Source organism: Pseudomonas sp. EL_65y_Pfl2_R95, assembly GCF_963971045.1.
Lineage (GTDB): Bacteria > Pseudomonadota > Gammaproteobacteria > Pseudomonadales > Pseudomonadaceae > Aquipseudomonas.
Map to the genome: position 1 here is coordinate 314,822 of NZ_CAXAOV010000004.1, position 16,241 is coordinate 331,062.

The 16,241-nt window shown below is 53.5% G+C and carries 13 protein-coding genes and 2 pseudogenes; 4 read left to right on the forward strand and 11 right to left on the reverse strand.

What is annotated here, in order from left to right; translation table 11 throughout:
- Nucleotides 1-38 precede the first annotated feature (38 nt).
- Both AACY09_RS14900 and AACY09_RS14905 read left to right on the forward strand, forming a co-directional pair.
- On the forward strand, nt 39-1,307 hold the full coding sequence (locus AACY09_RS14900) for a transporter (RefSeq protein WP_339489103.1): 1,269 nt from the start codon (nt 39-41) through the stop codon (nt 1,305-1,307).
- A 59-nt stretch (nt 1,308-1,366) separates the two neighbouring features.
- Nucleotides 1,367-1,606 (forward strand): hypothetical protein, encoded by a 240-nt coding sequence (locus AACY09_RS14905; protein ID WP_339489105.1) that lies wholly within the window; start codon nt 1,367-1,369, stop codon nt 1,604-1,606.
- A gap of 12 nt (nt 1,607-1,618) precedes the next feature.
- Here AACY09_RS14905 and AACY09_RS14910 read toward each other — a convergent pair whose 3' ends face one another.
- Complete coding sequence (locus AACY09_RS14910) at nt 1,619-2,950, reverse strand: sigma-54 dependent transcriptional regulator (protein ID WP_339489106.1); 1,332 nt, start codon at nt 2,948-2,950, stop codon at nt 1,619-1,621.
- Between the two features lie 381 nt (nt 2,951-3,331).
- Between AACY09_RS14910 and AACY09_RS22070 the strand changes: the two are divergent.
- Together AACY09_RS22070 and AACY09_RS22075 are read left to right on the forward strand one after the other, a co-directional pair.
- Nucleotides 3,332-4,162: pseudogene (locus AACY09_RS22070) on the forward strand (cache domain-containing protein); the annotation flags it as partial.
- 159 nt (nt 4,163-4,321) lie between these two features.
- Nucleotides 4,322-5,162: pseudogene (locus AACY09_RS22075) on the forward strand (methyl-accepting chemotaxis protein); the annotation flags it as partial.
- A gap of 352 nt (nt 5,163-5,514) precedes the next feature.
- Here AACY09_RS22075 and AACY09_RS14920 read toward each other — a convergent pair.
- The 10 genes from AACY09_RS14920 to atpA form a co-directional block, all read right to left on the reverse strand.
- Nucleotides 5,515-6,114, reverse strand: coding sequence for a hypothetical protein (locus AACY09_RS14920; RefSeq protein WP_339489109.1), 600 nt, complete (start codon nt 6,112-6,114; stop codon nt 5,515-5,517).
- Between the two features lie 281 nt (nt 6,115-6,395).
- Nucleotides 6,396-8,246 (reverse strand): glutamine--fructose-6-phosphate transaminase (isomerizing), encoded by a 1,851-nt coding sequence (gene glmS / locus AACY09_RS14925; protein ID WP_339489110.1) that lies wholly within the window; start codon nt 8,244-8,246, stop codon nt 6,396-6,398.
- Between the two features lie 10 nt (nt 8,247-8,256).
- Nucleotides 8,257-9,027 (reverse strand): DeoR/GlpR family DNA-binding transcription regulator, encoded by a 771-nt coding sequence (locus AACY09_RS14930; protein ID WP_339489111.1) that lies wholly within the window; start codon nt 9,025-9,027, stop codon nt 8,257-8,259.
- Between the two features lie 156 nt (nt 9,028-9,183).
- Complete coding sequence (locus AACY09_RS14935) at nt 9,184-9,915, reverse strand: Fic family protein (RefSeq protein ID WP_339489112.1); 732 nt, start codon at nt 9,913-9,915, stop codon at nt 9,184-9,186.
- Nucleotides 9,912-10,175 (reverse strand): hypothetical protein, encoded by a 264-nt coding sequence (locus AACY09_RS14940; RefSeq protein WP_339489113.1) that lies wholly within the window; start codon nt 10,173-10,175, stop codon nt 9,912-9,914. The genes AACY09_RS14935 and AACY09_RS14940 overlap by 4 nt, the downstream gene beginning before the upstream one ends.
- Nucleotides 10,176-10,349: 174 nt before the next feature.
- Entirely contained in the window at nt 10,350-11,708 is a 1,359-nt protein-coding gene (glmU, locus tag AACY09_RS14945) for a bifunctional UDP-N-acetylglucosamine diphosphorylase/glucosamine-1-phosphate N-acetyltransferase GlmU (RefSeq protein WP_339489114.1), read from the reverse strand.
- A gap of 133 nt (nt 11,709-11,841) precedes the next feature.
- Nucleotides 11,842-12,267, reverse strand: a complete 426-nt coding sequence (locus AACY09_RS14950; protein ID WP_339489115.1) for a F0F1 ATP synthase subunit epsilon — start codon at nt 12,265-12,267, stop codon at nt 11,842-11,844.
- A gap of 77 nt (nt 12,268-12,344) precedes the next feature.
- A complete protein-coding gene (atpD, locus tag AACY09_RS14955) occupies nt 12,345-13,721 on the reverse strand; it encodes a F0F1 ATP synthase subunit beta (protein ID WP_339489116.1) in 1,377 nt (458 codons plus the stop codon).
- Nucleotides 13,722-13,770: 49 nt separating this feature from the next.
- Nucleotides 13,771-14,631, reverse strand: coding sequence for a F0F1 ATP synthase subunit gamma (gene atpG / locus AACY09_RS14960; RefSeq protein WP_087518896.1), 861 nt, complete (start codon nt 14,629-14,631; stop codon nt 13,771-13,773).
- Nucleotides 14,632-14,681: 50 nt separating this feature from the next.
- Nucleotides 14,682-16,226, reverse strand: a complete 1,545-nt coding sequence (gene atpA / locus AACY09_RS14965; RefSeq protein ID WP_339489117.1) for a F0F1 ATP synthase subunit alpha — start codon at nt 16,224-16,226, stop codon at nt 14,682-14,684.
- Between the last annotated feature and the right edge of the window lie 15 nt (nt 16,227-16,241).

Below are 16,241 nucleotides of genomic sequence, written 5' to 3' on the forward strand. Positions count from 1 at the left end.
GGCTGGATTTGTTACCGATCTGAAATGGATGTCTTACCATGCCGAAGCACGTATCTATCTGCTTGGTTATGTGTGCGACTAGCGCGCTTGTCGCCCCTTCATTGATGGCTGCAACAGACGCTGAAGTAGACGCATTAAAACAACAACTTGAACTACTGAAGCAACACTACGACGCTCAACAAAAAGCACTTATGGTACTCGAGCAACGGCTCAAGCAAGTTGAGTCCCAGCCCATACAGAAACCACTGGTGCGCCCTATTCCTGCAACAGGACGCAGTGAGGCTGTGGCCAAGACAGGTGGCTCCGCCGGTGAAACGGGCTACGGCACCAGCCTGCAAGATGATGCTGCACCAGCGCGCAGCGTTGAAAATATCTACAATGAGGCCAGCGGTTTCTTCGGCACCGGCTCCTTCAGCTTTGAAACGGGCCTGACTTACAGCCACTATGACAGCAGGCAACTGTTCCTTAACGGCTTCCTGGCCCTCGACACCATCTTTCTTGGCAACATTGGTGTCGATCAGATTAACTCGGACTCCTTAACCCTTGATCTGACTGGCCGGTATAATTGGCGTGACCGCTGGCAATTCGATCTGAGCGTGCCTGTGGTGTACCGCGAGACCACCTTTGAATCAGCAGGCGCAGGCGGTTCGAGCACGGCGATCTCCGAAGAAACCGTTACCCGAGACCCTGAAATCGGTGATGTCAGCGCGGGTATTGCCTATAAATTCCTAACGGAAACCGAGAGCCGGCCAGATGCAGTACTGAGCCTGCGGGTCAAAGCACCAACGGGCAAAGACCCTTATGGCATCAAACTGCAAGCTGTGCCCGGTAACGACAATCTGACCGTTCCCGAAGAGCTGCCAACCGGCAACGGCGTGTGGTCAGTCACCCCAGGCATATCGCTGGTCAAAACCGTCGACCCCGCAGTGCTCTTCGGCAACCTGTCTTACACCTACAACCTGGAAGAAGACTACAGCGACATCAGCTCTACCCGCGGGGTTAAACAACCCGGCACCGTGCAACTGGGTAACTGGTTCCAATTTGGCTTGGGCATGGCCTTTGCGCTTAACGAACGTATGAGCCTGTCGATGTCTTACTCACAACTACTCTCGCAAAAAAGCAAAGTCAAAGCTGAGGGTCAAAGCTTTCAATCAGTGCCCAGTAGTGACGCCAACGCCGCGTACTACAACATCGGCATGACCTACGCAGTCGATCAAAACCTGAGTATTGTGCCCAACCTGTCAATCGGTCTGACACCGGATGCGCCGGACTTCACCTTCAGCGTTCGATTCCCTTATTACTTCTAACTAAACTTATCCACAGGCCTGTCCGGAATCTATTCCGGTCGGGCTTGCGGGCGTCTAGTATGCAGAGCATCAGACACAAACCAGACGAGGCAGTTGTGGATACTCAAGGGATGCTTTGGGGATTGTTGTTTGGCTCGATCGGGTTGGGCTTTTTTATCTACGGACGCAAGAATGCTCGCACCATGCCGTTTGTTTGCGGCCTGGGGTTGATGGTGTTCCCTTACTTTATTAGCACGACCCTGCCGATGGTTGCGATTGGGTGTGCGCTGATGGCCCTGCCCTACTTTGTCAGGCTTTAAACCCCGTCGGCCTCAGCGAATCTGGTGCTTATGCAGGAGCCGGTAAAATGTTGGCCGTGAAATACCGAGGCCACGCGCCGCCTGACTGCAGTTTTCCGGATACTTTGCCATGGCATCATTGAGCGCCTGAATTTCAGCCTTGCGCTTGTAATCTTCCAGCGTGCCAAGCTGTTCAAGCAGTATGCTGCGTTGTTCAAGGCCAAGGTCCTTGGCTTCTATCTGTCGTCCCTCTGCCAGCACCAGGCCTCGTCGTACCCGGTTGGCCAGTTCACGCACATTACCCGGCCATTTATGTTCCGTCAGCTGTCTCAATGCATCGTCGCTGAATCGCTTGGCCCGGCGCCCGGTCTCGGCGCTGTACAAGCTGGCGAAGTAGCTTGCCAACATCGGAATGTCTGCCATGCGCTCATGCAAAGCAGCGGTCTGCACCTGCAGTACATTAAGGCGGTAATAAAGGTCCTCGCGAAAACTGCCATTATCAATGGCGGCTTCAAGATCAATATGAGTGGCGGCCAGCACCCGAACATCAACCGATATTGGCTGATTGCCCCCCACACGCTCTATCTGCTTTTCTTGCAGAAAACGCAGCAGGTTCGCCTGCAGCTCAAGGGGTAGGTCACCAATTTCGTCGAGAAACAATGTGCCGCCATCTGCCGACTCTATCCGTCCGATTTTGCGTTGATGCGCGCCGGTAAATGCGCCCTTCTCGTGACCAAATAACTCGGACTGAATCAGGTGCTCGGGAATGGCTCCGCAGTTGATCGCAATAAACGGCTTGCTTGCGCGATTGGAACGGCGATGCAGGGTTCTTGCGACTAGTTCTTTACCTGTACCGCTTTCACCACGAATCAATACCGGCGAATGCGTTGGCGCAAGTTTGGCAAGCAGCTTTCGTAAATCACGGATTGGTTTGCTCTGCCCCATTAACTCATTTTCATGATCAACAATGATGCCGCTTTTACGCCCGCGCAATCTGGCCATACCGTAGGCACGGCCCAAGGTCACATGCACGCGAGACACGTCAAAGGGCAAGGTGTGATAGTCAAAAAACCATTCACCCACAAACTCGCCAAGGGCTGTAACCGAGGACAGCAGATCGGGGCTAAGCACTGCAATCCACTCAGTACCGCTGCGGCTCAACAGCTGCTTGACTGCAGCGGGCCGCCGAAGGTGCGCTTCATTCAACCTGATTAAACCGACATCACAGTTACGCTCCTCCGCTTGCTCAAGCAAGCAGCCTTCCACCGTCCATCCTGCCTCACGAAGACCCGGCAACAATGAGCGACAATCATCACAAGGGTCTACAACTAAAAGGCGCCGTGGTGTAAGCGTGTCATTAAGCATACCTTTCCTTGGCGCCAAAAATTTAACGTTTTTAATCAAAGGCTTAGGCGCGATTACAGTTACCCTAGCAACGCTTTTGATAGTGCCTTGGAACAATTCACACTAAGGCGCTAGCGCTAAATAACTAGCAGATCAAAAACAGGGGGTTTAGCCCTTAACCCACTGAAAAAACTTATTATTTATGTGACGCAGTTCCGTTGAAGCTAACCCTTCATTCCCAAGTTTCAATCGCTGCAAAACTTTAGCTAGGTGACAAACTGGTCGCACTAAAGCTTGCCGATGTCGTTTCAAGGCTCAAGCGGCTTATTTAGTCGCCGATAACTCAGTATCGCTACTGCTTTGGCCACGGGCTGCCCAGAGCAATTTCTATTGAGGGGCACTATGACCATCCGCGCAAAGCTTATTGCAGCGTTTATCTGCGTCACGCTGATTCCTACTCTGATCATCACCGTGTTTGTGACCCGCCAGGCCATCACTCATGAGCGTGAACAATTTAATCAAAGCAGCGTTAAACAAATTCAAGAAGTGGATAACGCCTTCAATTTGTTTCTAACCAGTGTCGCCGAGAACGTGACCCTGCTGACCCAGACGGCGCTGCTCAAATCTGCCGATGACAGCCTCAACAGCTATCTCGATGCGCCTTCAGAAACCAAAATGAGTGCGCCAGCAGCAGGGATCGGTGCAGAGATCTACACGCTGTTTGATGCCATGGGCAAAGCGCACCCCAGCTATGCCTATGTATATGTGGGCACCAGTGAAGGACGCTATTTACAGTGGCCCGACTCCAACATTTCGGCCAAATACGACCCACGCACCCGCCCATGGTTCAAGACGGGCTTAAGTGGCAACGGCAAACCAACCCGGACCGCGGCTTATTTATTTGCCGAAGACAACTCAACAATTATCTCCACTGTTTCAACATTTACCGACAATGACGGTGGTACCGGAGTTATCGGCCTGGATGTCTCGCTTGATCAGCTGACCCAAGCGGTGAAACGCGTTCAATTCGGCACAACCGGCTACCTGATGCTGGTCGAAAATAACGGTAACGTGCTCGCTGACCCTAAGCACCCCGATAACAACTTCAAGCCGATGAACAGCCTGGGCGAAGGTTATGCACAGCTTGCAGACAAACCTGCGGGTTTCTATGACGTGACGATCGGCGACACCGATTACAGCGCCAGCGTTTACAAATCAGCAAGCCTTGGCTGGACGTATGTCGGGCTCATCGAAAGTCGTGAAATCAGCGCAGGCGCTTGGCAACTCGTCACCATTATCAGCTTGCTAAGTGCGGGCTTGGTGGTGGTGTTCGCGTTGTGTGGCATCGCGTTATCCAAGGTGCTGATCTCCCCCATCAATAACGCATCCCTACGCCTCAGAGACATCGCCAGTGGCCAAGGTGATTTAACCGGTCGCTTGGAAGTTAAAGGCCGTGATGAGATGTCTGAAATGGCACTCGGCTTCAATGGTTTCGTCAGCAGCATACAAGGGCTGATTCAAGACATACGCGCCTCGAGCCTGCGTGTCGAAAAAGATGCCAGCACCATCGACAGCCAAGCCAGTCAACTCGACGACAGCGCGCAACGCCAATCTATTGCGGTCGATATGGTTTCAACTGCTTTCCACGAAATGGTCGCCACAGCCAACGAAGTTGCAGCCAGTTGTAATCGTGCCGCCGACGCGGCACAGCACGGTGAAGATCAAGCGCATAAAGGTCAGAAAGTAATAGGTCTGATGATTGAGCAAGTCGGTAGCCTCGGCGATAAGATCAAAAGCGCCGCTGACTCGATCAGCCACCTGCAAAACGATACGCAAAGCATTACAGCAATTCTCAACACCATCCGCGGGATTGCTGAGCAAACCAACTTGCTGGCGCTAAACGCCGCTATCGAGGCAGCACGTGCCGGTGATCAAGGCCGTGGCTTTGCTGTAGTTGCCGATGAAGTCCGGGCACTCGCAAAACGTACATCTGAATCGACTGAGCAAATTAATACCCTGTTGGAAAAGCTGGTAAACAGCACCCACAGTGTGGCCAGTGAGATGCAAAAAAGTCTGTCTCAGTCTAACGAGTCAGTGGCATTTACTGTGCAGGTTGAAGAAGCATTCAGCGGTGTGCATGAGGCGGTTATTACGATCAAGGACATGAATACCCAAATCGCCACGGCGGCGGAAGAACAGCATGCAGTCGCCGAAGAAATTAACCGGCATATTGTCGATATTCACGCCGACGCGGAACGCATAAATCAGGTTTCACACCACTCAAAAGCTACGACTGAATCCTTATCCCAAGTATCCAACGAGCTTAATCGTTTAGTGGGTAGATTCCGAACTGAGTAACCGCTGCGGTAAACAGCGACTCAGGTTCCAACCTCAGCGCTAGCACCTCACCAGCCCTGACCAAAACATTGAGTCGACAGTGCTCAGGGTTGGATTACCCTTGTCGGTTTCTAACTGATACAGCGCTCGGGTGGACGAATCAGGTCCCAAACTTAGTGCAGCAGCACCATCCTGATCTGGAGGCGGCTGTTTAACTGATGCTCGCCGCCGCAAGCTTGCTGCGTTGTTTAATCAATAAACCTGAACGCCGAAAATATCCACCAGACCTCAGCTATCAACGCCACAATTGCAAAACACAGGTGAAACATCCTGTGCTTGACGCATGCGGCGACGATGCATAACCCGCAGAGACCGATCTGACGAAAAGGGTAAATAACCCCAAGTGCCCGGAAGTGCTCCATGCCTTTCATCATGGAGTCGAGCACATCCATGATGAAAATGGTGCCAAGCAGGGCGTAAAACCAGCGTTGGCGTGAATGGAAATAATCAGCAAAGCCCAGGTACTCGCCCATGTGGTCTGGAAATAGCAGTGCAGAGGTAAAAAATATCAGTGCGGCATAACCCAACACGAAGAAGTATTCCTCGAACTCCCAGTGTTCAACACGGAACAGCGCGAATTCGAACCACCAGAAATGGATAACGAACAGTATAAGAAAAGCTGTCCAGACAAGGTGCGGCAGATAAATTTGATTGAGTTCAGGGTGTTGGACGAATCGAGAAAGCCCGCTTAACAAGCGGGTGACGCTAAGACCCGTGACGACGCCAACCACTATCCGCACATGGACAAATGCCTGAGGATCGATAGCTGTCATTTCGCTGAGAGGCATTGCGCTCTCCGGTCGCTGCGCTACTGTGAACGCCGAACACAGCATCAACGATAAACCAAGTGGGTGTTATCGCAGCGTAGTTCAAAACCGACAGGTCGCCATGAAGCCTGTTGAGCTCGGTTGCGTTTTGAGGAAAGGAGCCCTATCTCACCCAAAATGCCTTGCTGCTTGGCTCAATACTCGAAACGAGGGACATGTGGATAAGTTAAGTTACCCACAGGACAAATTTCTAATTTAGCTGGAAAACCAGTGAGGGTTTTCCAGCTCGTATCCGCCGGTCTCTACTCAACAGTCACAGACTTGGCCAGGTTACGCGGCTGGTCCACGTCGGTGCCTTTGAGCACGGCAACGTAGTACGACAGCAGTTGCAGGGGGATGGTGTAGAGGATCGGCGCAAGGGCATCGTGGATATGCGGCATGTTAACCACGTGAGTGCCTTCGCCATTGCTCATGCCGGCTTTTTCATCGGCAAATACAATCAGCTCGCCGCCACGGGCACGAACTTCCTGCAGGTTGGATTTAAGCTTCTCCAGCAGTTCGTTGTTAGGCGCAACGGTGACCACCGGCATGTCGGCATCAACCAAGGCCAACGGGCCGTGCTTGAGTTCACCGGCCGGATAGGCTTCAGCGTGGATGTACGAGATCTCCTTGAGCTTCAAGGCGCCCTCCATTGCCACTGGGTATTGCGCACCGCGACCCAAAAACAACGTGTGATGCTTCTCAGCGAAGTGCTCGGACACCTTCTCAACCACAGTGTCCATTGCCAATGCCTCACCCAAGCGGGTTGGCAGGCGGCGCAGTTCAGCAACCAGCTCCGCTTCTAGCTTAGGATCAAGCGTGCCGCGCACGCGGCCCATGGCCAAGGTCAGCAGCATCAGCGCGACCAATTGGGTGGTGAAGGCTTTGGTGGAGGCAACGCCAATTTCCGGGCCAGCCAGGGTCAGCAAGGTCAAATCAGATTCGCGCACCAGTGAGCTGATGCCGACGTTACAGATCGCCAGGCTAGCCAGGTAACCACCTTGCTCGGGCGACAGGTCTTTGGCATTGCGCAGTGCTGCCAAGGTGTCAGCGGTTTCACCCGACTGAGAAATGCTGACAAACAGGGTATCAGGCTGAACCACAACCTTGCGATAGCGGAACTCGCTGGCCACTTCGATCTGGCACGGAATACCGGCCAACTCTTCGAGCCAATAACGCGCCACCATACCGGCGTGATAGCTGGTCCCGCAGGCGACGATCTGGATGTTTTTAACCTTGGCGAAAATGTCCGCGGCTTGCGGACCAAAGGCTTGAACCAGAACATGATCTTCAGCCAAACGGCCTTCCAGCGTACGTTGCACAACGGCTGGCTGCTCATGGATTTCCTTGAGCATAAAGTGGCGATATTCGCCTTTATCGGCCGCCTCGGCACCTTCGTGGTACTGCACCTGTTCGCGTTTTACCGCTTGGCCATCAACGCTCCAGATTTTCACTTCATCACGTTGAATCTCTGCGATGTCGCCTTCTTCCAAGTACATAAAGCGGTCAGTCACCTGGCGCAAGGCCAGTTGGTCTGAGGCGAGAAAGTTTTCGCCAATACCCAGACCAATAACCAGCGGGCTGCCACTACGGGCGGCAACAATGCGATCTGGTTGTTTGGCACTGATGACCGCCAAGCCATAAGCGCCGTGCAGCTGCTTAACAGCCAGTTTCAGCGCAGCCGTGAGGTCAGGTTCGGTCTTCAGGGTGTGATCAAGCAAATGCACAATCACTTCGGTGTCGGTGTCCGAACTGAAGCTGTAACCCAAGCCCTTGAGTTGATCACGCAGGGCATCGTGATTTTCAATGATGCCGTTGTGCACCACTGCAAGATGATGGCCAGAGAAGTGTGGATGCGCGTTGCGCTCGCTCGGCGCTCCGTGAGTTGCCCAGCGAGTGTGGGCGATGCCAACGCGACCCGGCAGAGGCTCAGCCTTCAATGCCGCTTCAAGTTCACTGACCTTGCCCACACGGCGGCGGCGATTCAGCTCACCGGCCTCGTTAAGCAGTGCTACGCCGGCGCTGTCGTAACCGCGATACTCAAGGCGCTTGAGCCCCTCAACCAACACAGCGGTGATATTACGTTCAGCTACGGCACCGACGATTCCACACATAATTGTCTCCTTACGGCTCTATGCTCGCGCAGATCAATTTGATTCCGCACGACAGCAATTGGTCTCGAGCATCCTGGTTCAGACGCTCATCAGTAATCAGGGTATGCACACGTGCCCATGGCAATTCGAGGTTGGGGATCTTGCGACCTATCTTGTCGCTCTCAACCATCACAATCACTTCGCGGGCAACCTCGGCCATGACTTGGCTGAGGCCGAGTAATTCGTTAAAGGTTGTTGTGCCACGGGCCACGTCAATGCCATCGGCACCAATAAACAGCTGGTCAAAATCGTATGAGCGAAGCACCTGTTCGGCAACCTGCCCCTGGAAAGACTCAGAGTGCGGGTCCCAGGTTCCGCCAGTCATCAACAACACCGGCTCGTGCTCTAAATCACGCAGCGCATTGGCAACAATCAGCGAGTTGGTCATCACCACCAGACCGGGCTTGCGCCCCAGTTCCGGAATCATCGCCGCGGTGGTGGTGCCGCTGTCGATAATGATGCGCGCATGCTCACGTATGCACTTAACCCCGGCACGAGCAATGGCCAGCTTATAGCTCGATATGGGTTGGCTGACATCGACCATCAACTCTTGCGGCAATTGCACCGCACCGCCATACCGGCGCAGCAACAAGCCGTTCTTCTCCAGCGCAGCTAAGTCTTTACGCACCGTCACTTCTGAAGTCGAAAAGCGTTTTGCCAGTTCATCCACGCTCACTTCACCCTGCTCGGTGAGCAAGGCAAGAATGGAATGACGACGCTGCGGAGTGTTGCGTTTGGACATGCCTAAGTTTCGATTCGAAAGATAACGAAGGCAATCAAAACCTAATGAAGCTTTTAGGTCAAGCAAAACCACAAAAGACCGCCAAATGGCAGCCTAAATAGAGTTATCCACAGCCGAAACGAAATATGGTCGGTCACCCGCTATTAAGAAGGAGAGTTATTCTCGATCCCGGTTCAGCTTGTAGATCAACTGGACGTGCGGATCATTCAAGCTCTCGTAACTGATACCTTCTTTATCAAGCCCATCAAGTCCCTCAATACCGCCAATGATTAAGGGCCACTCATCACGTCTCGTAATGCTAACGACATAAGGTGTCAGGTAATTATCAAGGTGGCCTTTACTTGGCTCGCGAATTTCGTCGCTAAGCGCCTGCAGATAGTCGCGTTTGTGAGTCCTCGACCAATCGATTGCGAATCCGGCTCGGTAACATAACTCCATGAATACCAGCAGAAGAGTTCGACCGTTGCCGTCTAAAAAAGGATGTGCAAACGCCAGTTGGCCCATCACTTCGCCAAGCTTAATCTTGAACCTGTTCTTGTCTTTCGCGAGGTCGAAAGCATAATCGATAGCATGCTTGATGAGCGCGGGGCATTCGAAGACGATGCTGTAAGGATCATTATCTAAGCCCTTAAACACAGCTAGATGCGGAACTAGCTCATTTCTGTCTTTTCCCGCCCAAGGGTAAAACCCACTAAACAGGATCTTGTGAACCTCGAGCACGGCGTTGTAATTGAGGGATTTGCTTTTGGCTAGGTATGCCAAGGCCTCATCGATACTCAGCTCGAAGGCGAAGTGCTCAGACTGTTTAACATCAGACGGACTTTTAAGCCCTTGAAGATTTTGCAAGTAGCCGGCAATTTCGAAATCGCCAAAAGGATCGAAACTCATGCGCTGAGCTTCTTGTTCAAGCTCCTCTTTTCTAGGAGGTAGCGTCCTTGAAGCGAAAGCGTTTCCCGTTTAGTCAAAACGCCTTTCCTGCTCAAGTTAATGAGCAGCTGCTCTATGCAATCAAGCTCAACATCATCACCCGCAAGGCGAGTAATGTTCGAAGCGATGCGGCTCATTCCATCACGCTCGGCGGTGACCTGGTGAACCTGAGCAAGCATGCGGACCTGTTCTGCGACACTAACAGTGGTGGTCTTGGTCATTAAAAGCCCTCCATTCGCACCTCAATATAGCATCGAAGCCTGTCCAGTGGTGCCAGAGCCTGATCTGCCAATGTAGCGGCAGAATTCAGGCCGGTGAATAGTCTGTTGCCCCTATAACAGACCATTTCAAGCAGACCGCTTGCTAGACAGTGTTGGCCAGCGAAGCAGCTCGATTCACTTCTTGGTGGGTCGCTTCCAGCCTTCAATATTGCGCTGCTTAGCGCGGCCGACGGCTAAGTTATCCACAGGCACGTCGCTGGTGATAACTGAACCGGCACCCGTGGTCACCAAATCGCCGAGGGTAACCGGTGCAACCAGCGAGCTGTTTGAGCCGATAAACACATCAGCACCCATCACGGTGCGATGCTTATTCACACCGTCGTAGTTGCAAGTAATGGTGCCAGCGCCGATGTTAGTACGTGCGCCAATTTCAGCATCGCCAAGGTAGCTCAAGTGACCGGCTTTAGCGCCTTCACCCAGCACCGCGTTTTTCAATTCGACAAAGTTACCCACATGGGCCTTTTTGCCCAATACAGTCCCCGGACGTAAACGCGCGAATGGGCCGCAATCTGCGCCCTCACCCACTTCTGCGCCGTCCAGATGGCTGTTGGCTTTGATGATCGCGCCTTTGCGCAGCACGCTGTTTTTGATGATGCAATTGGCGCCGATTTCGACGTTGTCTTCAATCAGCACGTTGCCTTCAAGGATGACGTTGATGTCGATCATCACATCACGGCCAACGGAGACTTCACCGCGCTGATCAAAACGTGCGGGGTCACGCAGGGTCACGCCTTGGGTCATCAACGCCCGCGCAGCGCGCTGCTGATAATGGCGCTCCAACTCAGCCAGTTGACGGCGATCGTTGGCGCCCTGTACTTCCATGGCGTCCAGCGGCTGCTCTGTAGCCACCACCAAACCATCGGAAACCGCCATGGCAATTACGTCAGTCAGGTAGTACTCGCCTTGGGCATTGCTGTTCGACAGACGCCCCAGCCAGTCACTCAATTTGCTCGCCGGTACCGCGAGAATCCCGGTGTTGCCTTCGCTGATTAGGCGCTGCACTTCGCTGGCATCTTTGTGTTCAACAATGGCTTCAACCTGGCCAGCAGCATTGCGCACAATACGGCCATAACCAGTTGGATCGTCGAGATTCACCGTAAGCAAACCCAGCTGCTGATCATTAACCTGCAGTAGCAGGCGCTCAAGCGTGCTCTTTTCGATCAGTGGCACATCGCCGTAAAGAATCAACACGCGATCGCTGGTCAGTGCAGGCAGTGCTTGAGCGACTGCATGGCCTGTACCCAGTTGCTCGGTCTGCATGACAAAGTTCAGATCATCAGCGGCGAGGCGTTCACGCACAGTATCAGCGCCATGGCCAATGACCACATGAATGCCCTGGGGCTTAAGCTCACGGGCGATATCGATGACATGACCCAGCATCGACTTACCAGCAACCGGATGCAGAACCTTAGGCAAGGCCGAACGCATGCGCGTGCCCTGACCTGCTGCGAGAATGACGATATCAAGTGACATAACGGTAGTTACCAATGGTTAAAGACGGAAATCCTTTCCAGACACCGCGCTGCGCAGTGAATTGGCGCAGCAAAGAAAAAGGGTAGCCTAGGCTACCCTTTTACTTAACTGCAAAAAAGTCTGACTGCTGCGATTAGCCGCCGAACTTCTTGCGCAATTGCTGGACGGTGCGCAGCTGAGCTGCAGCCTCGGCCAGACGAGCAGCAGCTGAGCCGTAATCGAACTCAGCACCTTGCTCGTGCAACGCTTTCTCAGCTGCCTTAACGGCTTCCTGAGCAGACGCTTCATCAAGATCGGCAGCACGCTGCACGGTGTCGGCCAAAACCTTCACCATGTTTGGCTGCACTTCAAGGAAGCCGCCGGAGATGTAGAACACCTCAGCTTCGCCGCCTTGCTTGATCAAACGGATTGGACCCGGCTTCAGGTCAGTCAGCAACGGCGCGTGGCCTGGAGTGATACCGATATCACCCAAGTTACCGTGCGCAATTACCATCTCGACCAGTCCGGAAAACATCTCCGCTTCTGCGCTGACGATATCGCAATGGACTGTCATAGCCATAACCTTGCCTCACATTGCAGGTTGTGGATAAGACTTATCCACAACCTGATGCGCCTGTTACCAGGCGCATACGGTGATTACAGTTTCTTCGCTTTCTCTACGGCTTCTTCAATGCTGCCGACCATGTAGAACGCTTGCTCTGGCAAGTGATCGTAGTCGCCTTTGAGGATGCCGCTGAAGCCTGCGATGGTGTCTTTCAGGGAAACGTATTTGCCTGGAGAACCGGTGAAGACTTCGGCCACGAAGAATGGCTGAGACAGGAAGCGCTGAATCTTACGAGCACGGGATACCAACTGCTTATCGGCTTCGGACAGTTCGTCCATACCCAGAATAGCAATGATGTCCTTCAGCTCTTTGTAACGCTGCAATACGTACTGAACGCCACGCGCAGTGTCGTAGTGCTCCTGACCAATCACCTGCGGATCGAGCTGGCGAGAGGTGGAGTCCAACGGGTCAACTGCTGGGTAGATACCCAACGAAGCGATGTCACGGGACAATACGACCGTTGCGTCCAAGTGGGCGAAGGTGGTCGCCGGGGACGGGTCAGTCAAGTCATCCGCTGGTACGTATACGGCTTGGATCGAAGTAATCGAACCGGTCTTGGTCGAAGTGATACGTTCTTGCAGAACGCCCATCTCTTCGGCCAGGGTCGGCTGATAACCTACTGCCGACGGCATACGGCCGAGCAGTGCGGATACTTCAGTACCGGCCAAGGTATAACGGTAGATGTTGTCCACGAAGAACAGAACATCACGGCCTTCATCACGGAACTTCTCCGCCATGGTCAAGCCAGTCAACGCTACGCGCAGACGGTTGCCCGGTGGCTCGTTCATCTGACCGTAGACCAAGGCTACTTTGTCGAGAACGTTGGAATCCTTCATCTCGTGGTAGAAGTCGTTACCCTCACGAGTACGCTCCCCCACACCGGCGAACACGGAATAACCGCTGTGCTCGATGGCGATGTTACGGATCAGTTCCATCATGTTTACGGTTTTACCAACACCGGCACCACCGAACAGACCAACCTTACCGCCTTTGGCAAACGGGCAGATCAAGTCAATAACCTTGATGCCTGTTTCCAGCAGTTCGTTGCTGCCCGCTTGTTCAGCGTAAGTTGGCGCAGGACGGTGAATGCCCCAACGCTCTTCTTCGCCAATCGGGCCAGCTTCGTCGATTGGGTTGCCCAGTACGTCCATGATACGGCCCAGGGTCTTAACCCCGACCGGTACCTGGATGTTTGTACCTGTGCTGGTGACGTCTAGACCACGTTTCAGGCCTTCGGTCGAACCCATTGCAATTGTACGGACCACACCGTCGCCCAGCTGCTGCTGAACTTCGAGGGTGGTTTCAGCGCCGACTACTTTCAACGCTTCATAAACACTCGGCACATGATCACGCGGGAATTCCACGTCGATAACGGCGCCGATGATTTGAACGATACGTCCGCTACTCATCTTTGGTTCCTCTGACTTTTTTCAACCGTTCTTGACAGTTGAACCGTTCTTAAACCGCGGCAGCGCCGCCGACGATTTCCGAAATCTCTTGGGTAATTGCTGCCTGACGCGCCTTGTTATAGATCAGTTGTAAATCACCAATCAAATCACCGGCGTTGTCGGTGGCGTTCTTCATTGCAATCATCCGCGCAGCTTGTTCAGCCGCGTTGTTCTCAACCACTGCCTGGTACACCTGCGACTCCACATAACGCACCATCAAGCCTTCCAGCAGCTCTTTGGCGTCGGGTTCGTACAGGTAGTCCCAGTGATGCTTGAGCTCTTGATCCGGAGTCGCCACCAATGGAATCAACTGCTCCACTGTCGGCTGTTGCGTCATGGTGTTGATGAACTTGTTCGAGACCACGGACAAACGATCGATACGACCTTCTAAGTACGCATCGAGCATTACCTTGACGCTACCAATCAGATCATTGATCGATGGTTCTTCGCCCAGGTGGCTGATCGCAGCAACAACATTGCCACCAAAGTTACGGAAAAACGCCGCACCTTTGCTGCCAATCACGCAGAGATCAATCTCTACGCCTTGCTCGCGATTGCTCGCCATGTCTTTGACCAGAGCCTTGAACAGGTTGGTGTTCAGACCACCACACAGACCACGGTCACTGCTTACCACGACATAACCTACACGCTTTACTTCGCGCTCGATCATGAACGGGTGGCGGTATTCCGGGTTGGCGTTGGCCAGATGACCAATTACCTGGCGGATACGCTCCGCGTAGGGACGGCTAGACGCCATGCGCATTTGTGCCCTGCGCATTTTGCTTACCGCCACCTTTTCCATGGCGCTGGTGATCTTCTGCGTGCTTTTGATGCTCGCAATCTTGCTGCGAATCTCTTTTGCGCCTGCCATTTGACACCTATCAGGTTAGCAAGCGAGGGCCGTAAAGCCCTCGCTGCGGCTTACCAGGTTTGGGTGGCTTTGAACTTCTCGATACCGGCTTTAAGGCCAGCGTCGATTTCGTCGTTGAAGTCACCCTTCACGTTAATCTGCGCCAACAAGTCAGCGTGATCACGGTTGAAGTAAGCAATCAGGGCCTGCTCGAATGCGCCAACTTTGGCGACTTCGATATCCCGTAGGAAACCACGTTCAGCTGCGTACAGCGACAGCGCCATGTCTGCAATAGACATCGGAGCATATTGCTTCTGCTTCATCAGCTCGGTAACGCGCTCACCGTGCTCAAGTTGCTTACGAGTGGCTTCGTCCAGGTCAGATGCGAACTGGGCGAATGCCGCCAATTCACGGTACTGAGCCAGAGCGGTACGGATACCACCGGAAAGCTTCTTGATGATCTTGGTTTGAGCCGCACCACCTACACGGGATACCGAAATACCAGCGTTGACCGCTGGACGGATACCGGAGTTGAACATCGAGGTCTCAAGGAAGATCTGACCGTCAGTGATCGAAATCACGTTGGTTGGTACGAACGCAGAAACGTCGCCAGCCTGGGTTTCAATGATTGGCAGAGCGGTCAAAGAACCGGTTTTGCCAGTCACAGCACCATTGGTGAACTTCTCAACGTACTCTTCGGATACGCGCGATGCACGCTCCAACAGACGGCTGTGGAGGTAGAACACGTCGCCTGGGTAAGCTTCACGGCCTGGTGGACGGCGCAGCAACAGGGAAATCTGACGATAAGCCACTGCTTGCTTGGACAGATCGTCATAAACGATCAGCGCGTCTTCACCACGGTCACGGAAGTATTCACCCATGGTGCAACCGGAGTAGGCAGAAATGTACTGCAGCGCTGGCGATTCAGAAGCCGAAGCTGCCACCACGATGGTGTTAGCCAGGGCGCCGTTCTCTTCCAGCTTGCGCACTACGTTGGCGATGGTCGATTGCTTCTGACCGATGGCTACGTAAACGCACTTAATGCCGCTGTTTTTCTGATTGATGATGGCGTCAACTGCCAAAGCAGTTTTACCGATCTGACGGTCACCAATGATCAGCTCACGCTGGCCACGGCCTACCGGGATCATGGCATCGACTGACTTGTAGCCAGTCTGTACCGGCTGATCAACCGACTTACGCCAGATCACGCCCGGTGCAACCTTTTCAACAGCGTCGGTTGCGACGTTGTTCAGCGGGCCTTTACCGTCGATTGGATTACCCAAGGCGTCAACAACACGACCCAGCAGTTCCGGACCAACCGGAACTTCGAGGATACGGCCGGTGCACTTCGCGCTCATGCCTTCTGCGAGCGTGGTGTATGCACCCAGTACGACTGCACCCACGGAGTCTTGCTCCAGGTTCAGTGCCATACCGTAGACGCCACCCGGGAACTCGATCATTTCGCCATACATAGCATCGGCGAGACCGTGAATACGCACAATACCGTCAGATACGCTGACGATAGTGCCTTCGTTTCGGGCTTGGGAAGAGACGTCGAGTTTCTCGATACGTCCCTTGATGATTTCACTTATTTCGGAAGGATTGAGTTGCTGCATAGCTCTGCTGCCCCT

What these genes read in the sequence shown, in the direction of transcription:
- AACY09_RS14900 (WP_339489103.1), top strand. Translation starts at nt 39, where the DNA reads ATGCCGAAGCACGTATCTATCTGCTTGGTTATGTGTGCGACTAGCGCG.
- AACY09_RS14905 (WP_339489105.1), top strand. Translation starts at nt 1,367, where the DNA reads ATGCAGAGCATCAGACACAAACCAGACGAGGCAGTTGTGGATACTCAA.
- AACY09_RS14910 (WP_339489106.1), bottom strand. Translation starts at nt 2,950, where the DNA reads ATGCTTAATGACACGCTTACACCACGGCGCCTTTTAGTTGTAGACCCT.
- AACY09_RS14920 (WP_339489109.1), bottom strand. Translation starts at nt 6,114, where the DNA reads ATGCCTCTCAGCGAAATGACAGCTATCGATCCTCAGGCATTTGTCCAT.
- glmS (WP_339489110.1), bottom strand. Translation starts at nt 8,246, where the DNA reads ATGTGTGGAATCGTCGGTGCCGTAGCTGAACGTAATATCACCGCTGTG.
- AACY09_RS14930 (WP_339489111.1), bottom strand. Translation starts at nt 9,027, where the DNA reads ATGTCCAAACGCAACACTCCGCAGCGTCGTCATTCCATTCTTGCCTTG.
- AACY09_RS14935 (WP_339489112.1), bottom strand. Translation starts at nt 9,915, where the DNA reads ATGAGTTTCGATCCTTTTGGCGATTTCGAAATTGCCGGCTACTTGCAA.
- AACY09_RS14940 (WP_339489113.1), bottom strand. Translation starts at nt 10,175, where the DNA reads ATGACCAAGACCACCACTGTTAGTGTCGCAGAACAGGTCCGCATGCTT.
- glmU (WP_339489114.1), bottom strand. Translation starts at nt 11,708, where the DNA reads ATGTCACTTGATATCGTCATTCTCGCAGCAGGTCAGGGCACGCGCATG.
- AACY09_RS14950 (WP_339489115.1), bottom strand. Translation starts at nt 12,267, where the DNA reads ATGGCTATGACAGTCCATTGCGATATCGTCAGCGCAGAAGCGGAGATG.
- atpD (WP_339489116.1), bottom strand. Translation starts at nt 13,721, where the DNA reads ATGAGTAGCGGACGTATCGTTCAAATCATCGGCGCCGTTATCGACGTG.
- atpG (WP_087518896.1), bottom strand. Translation starts at nt 14,631, where the DNA reads ATGGCAGGCGCAAAAGAGATTCGCAGCAAGATTGCGAGCATCAAAAGC.
- atpA (WP_339489117.1), bottom strand. Translation starts at nt 16,226, where the DNA reads ATGCAGCAACTCAATCCTTCCGAAATAAGTGAAATCATCAAGGGACGT.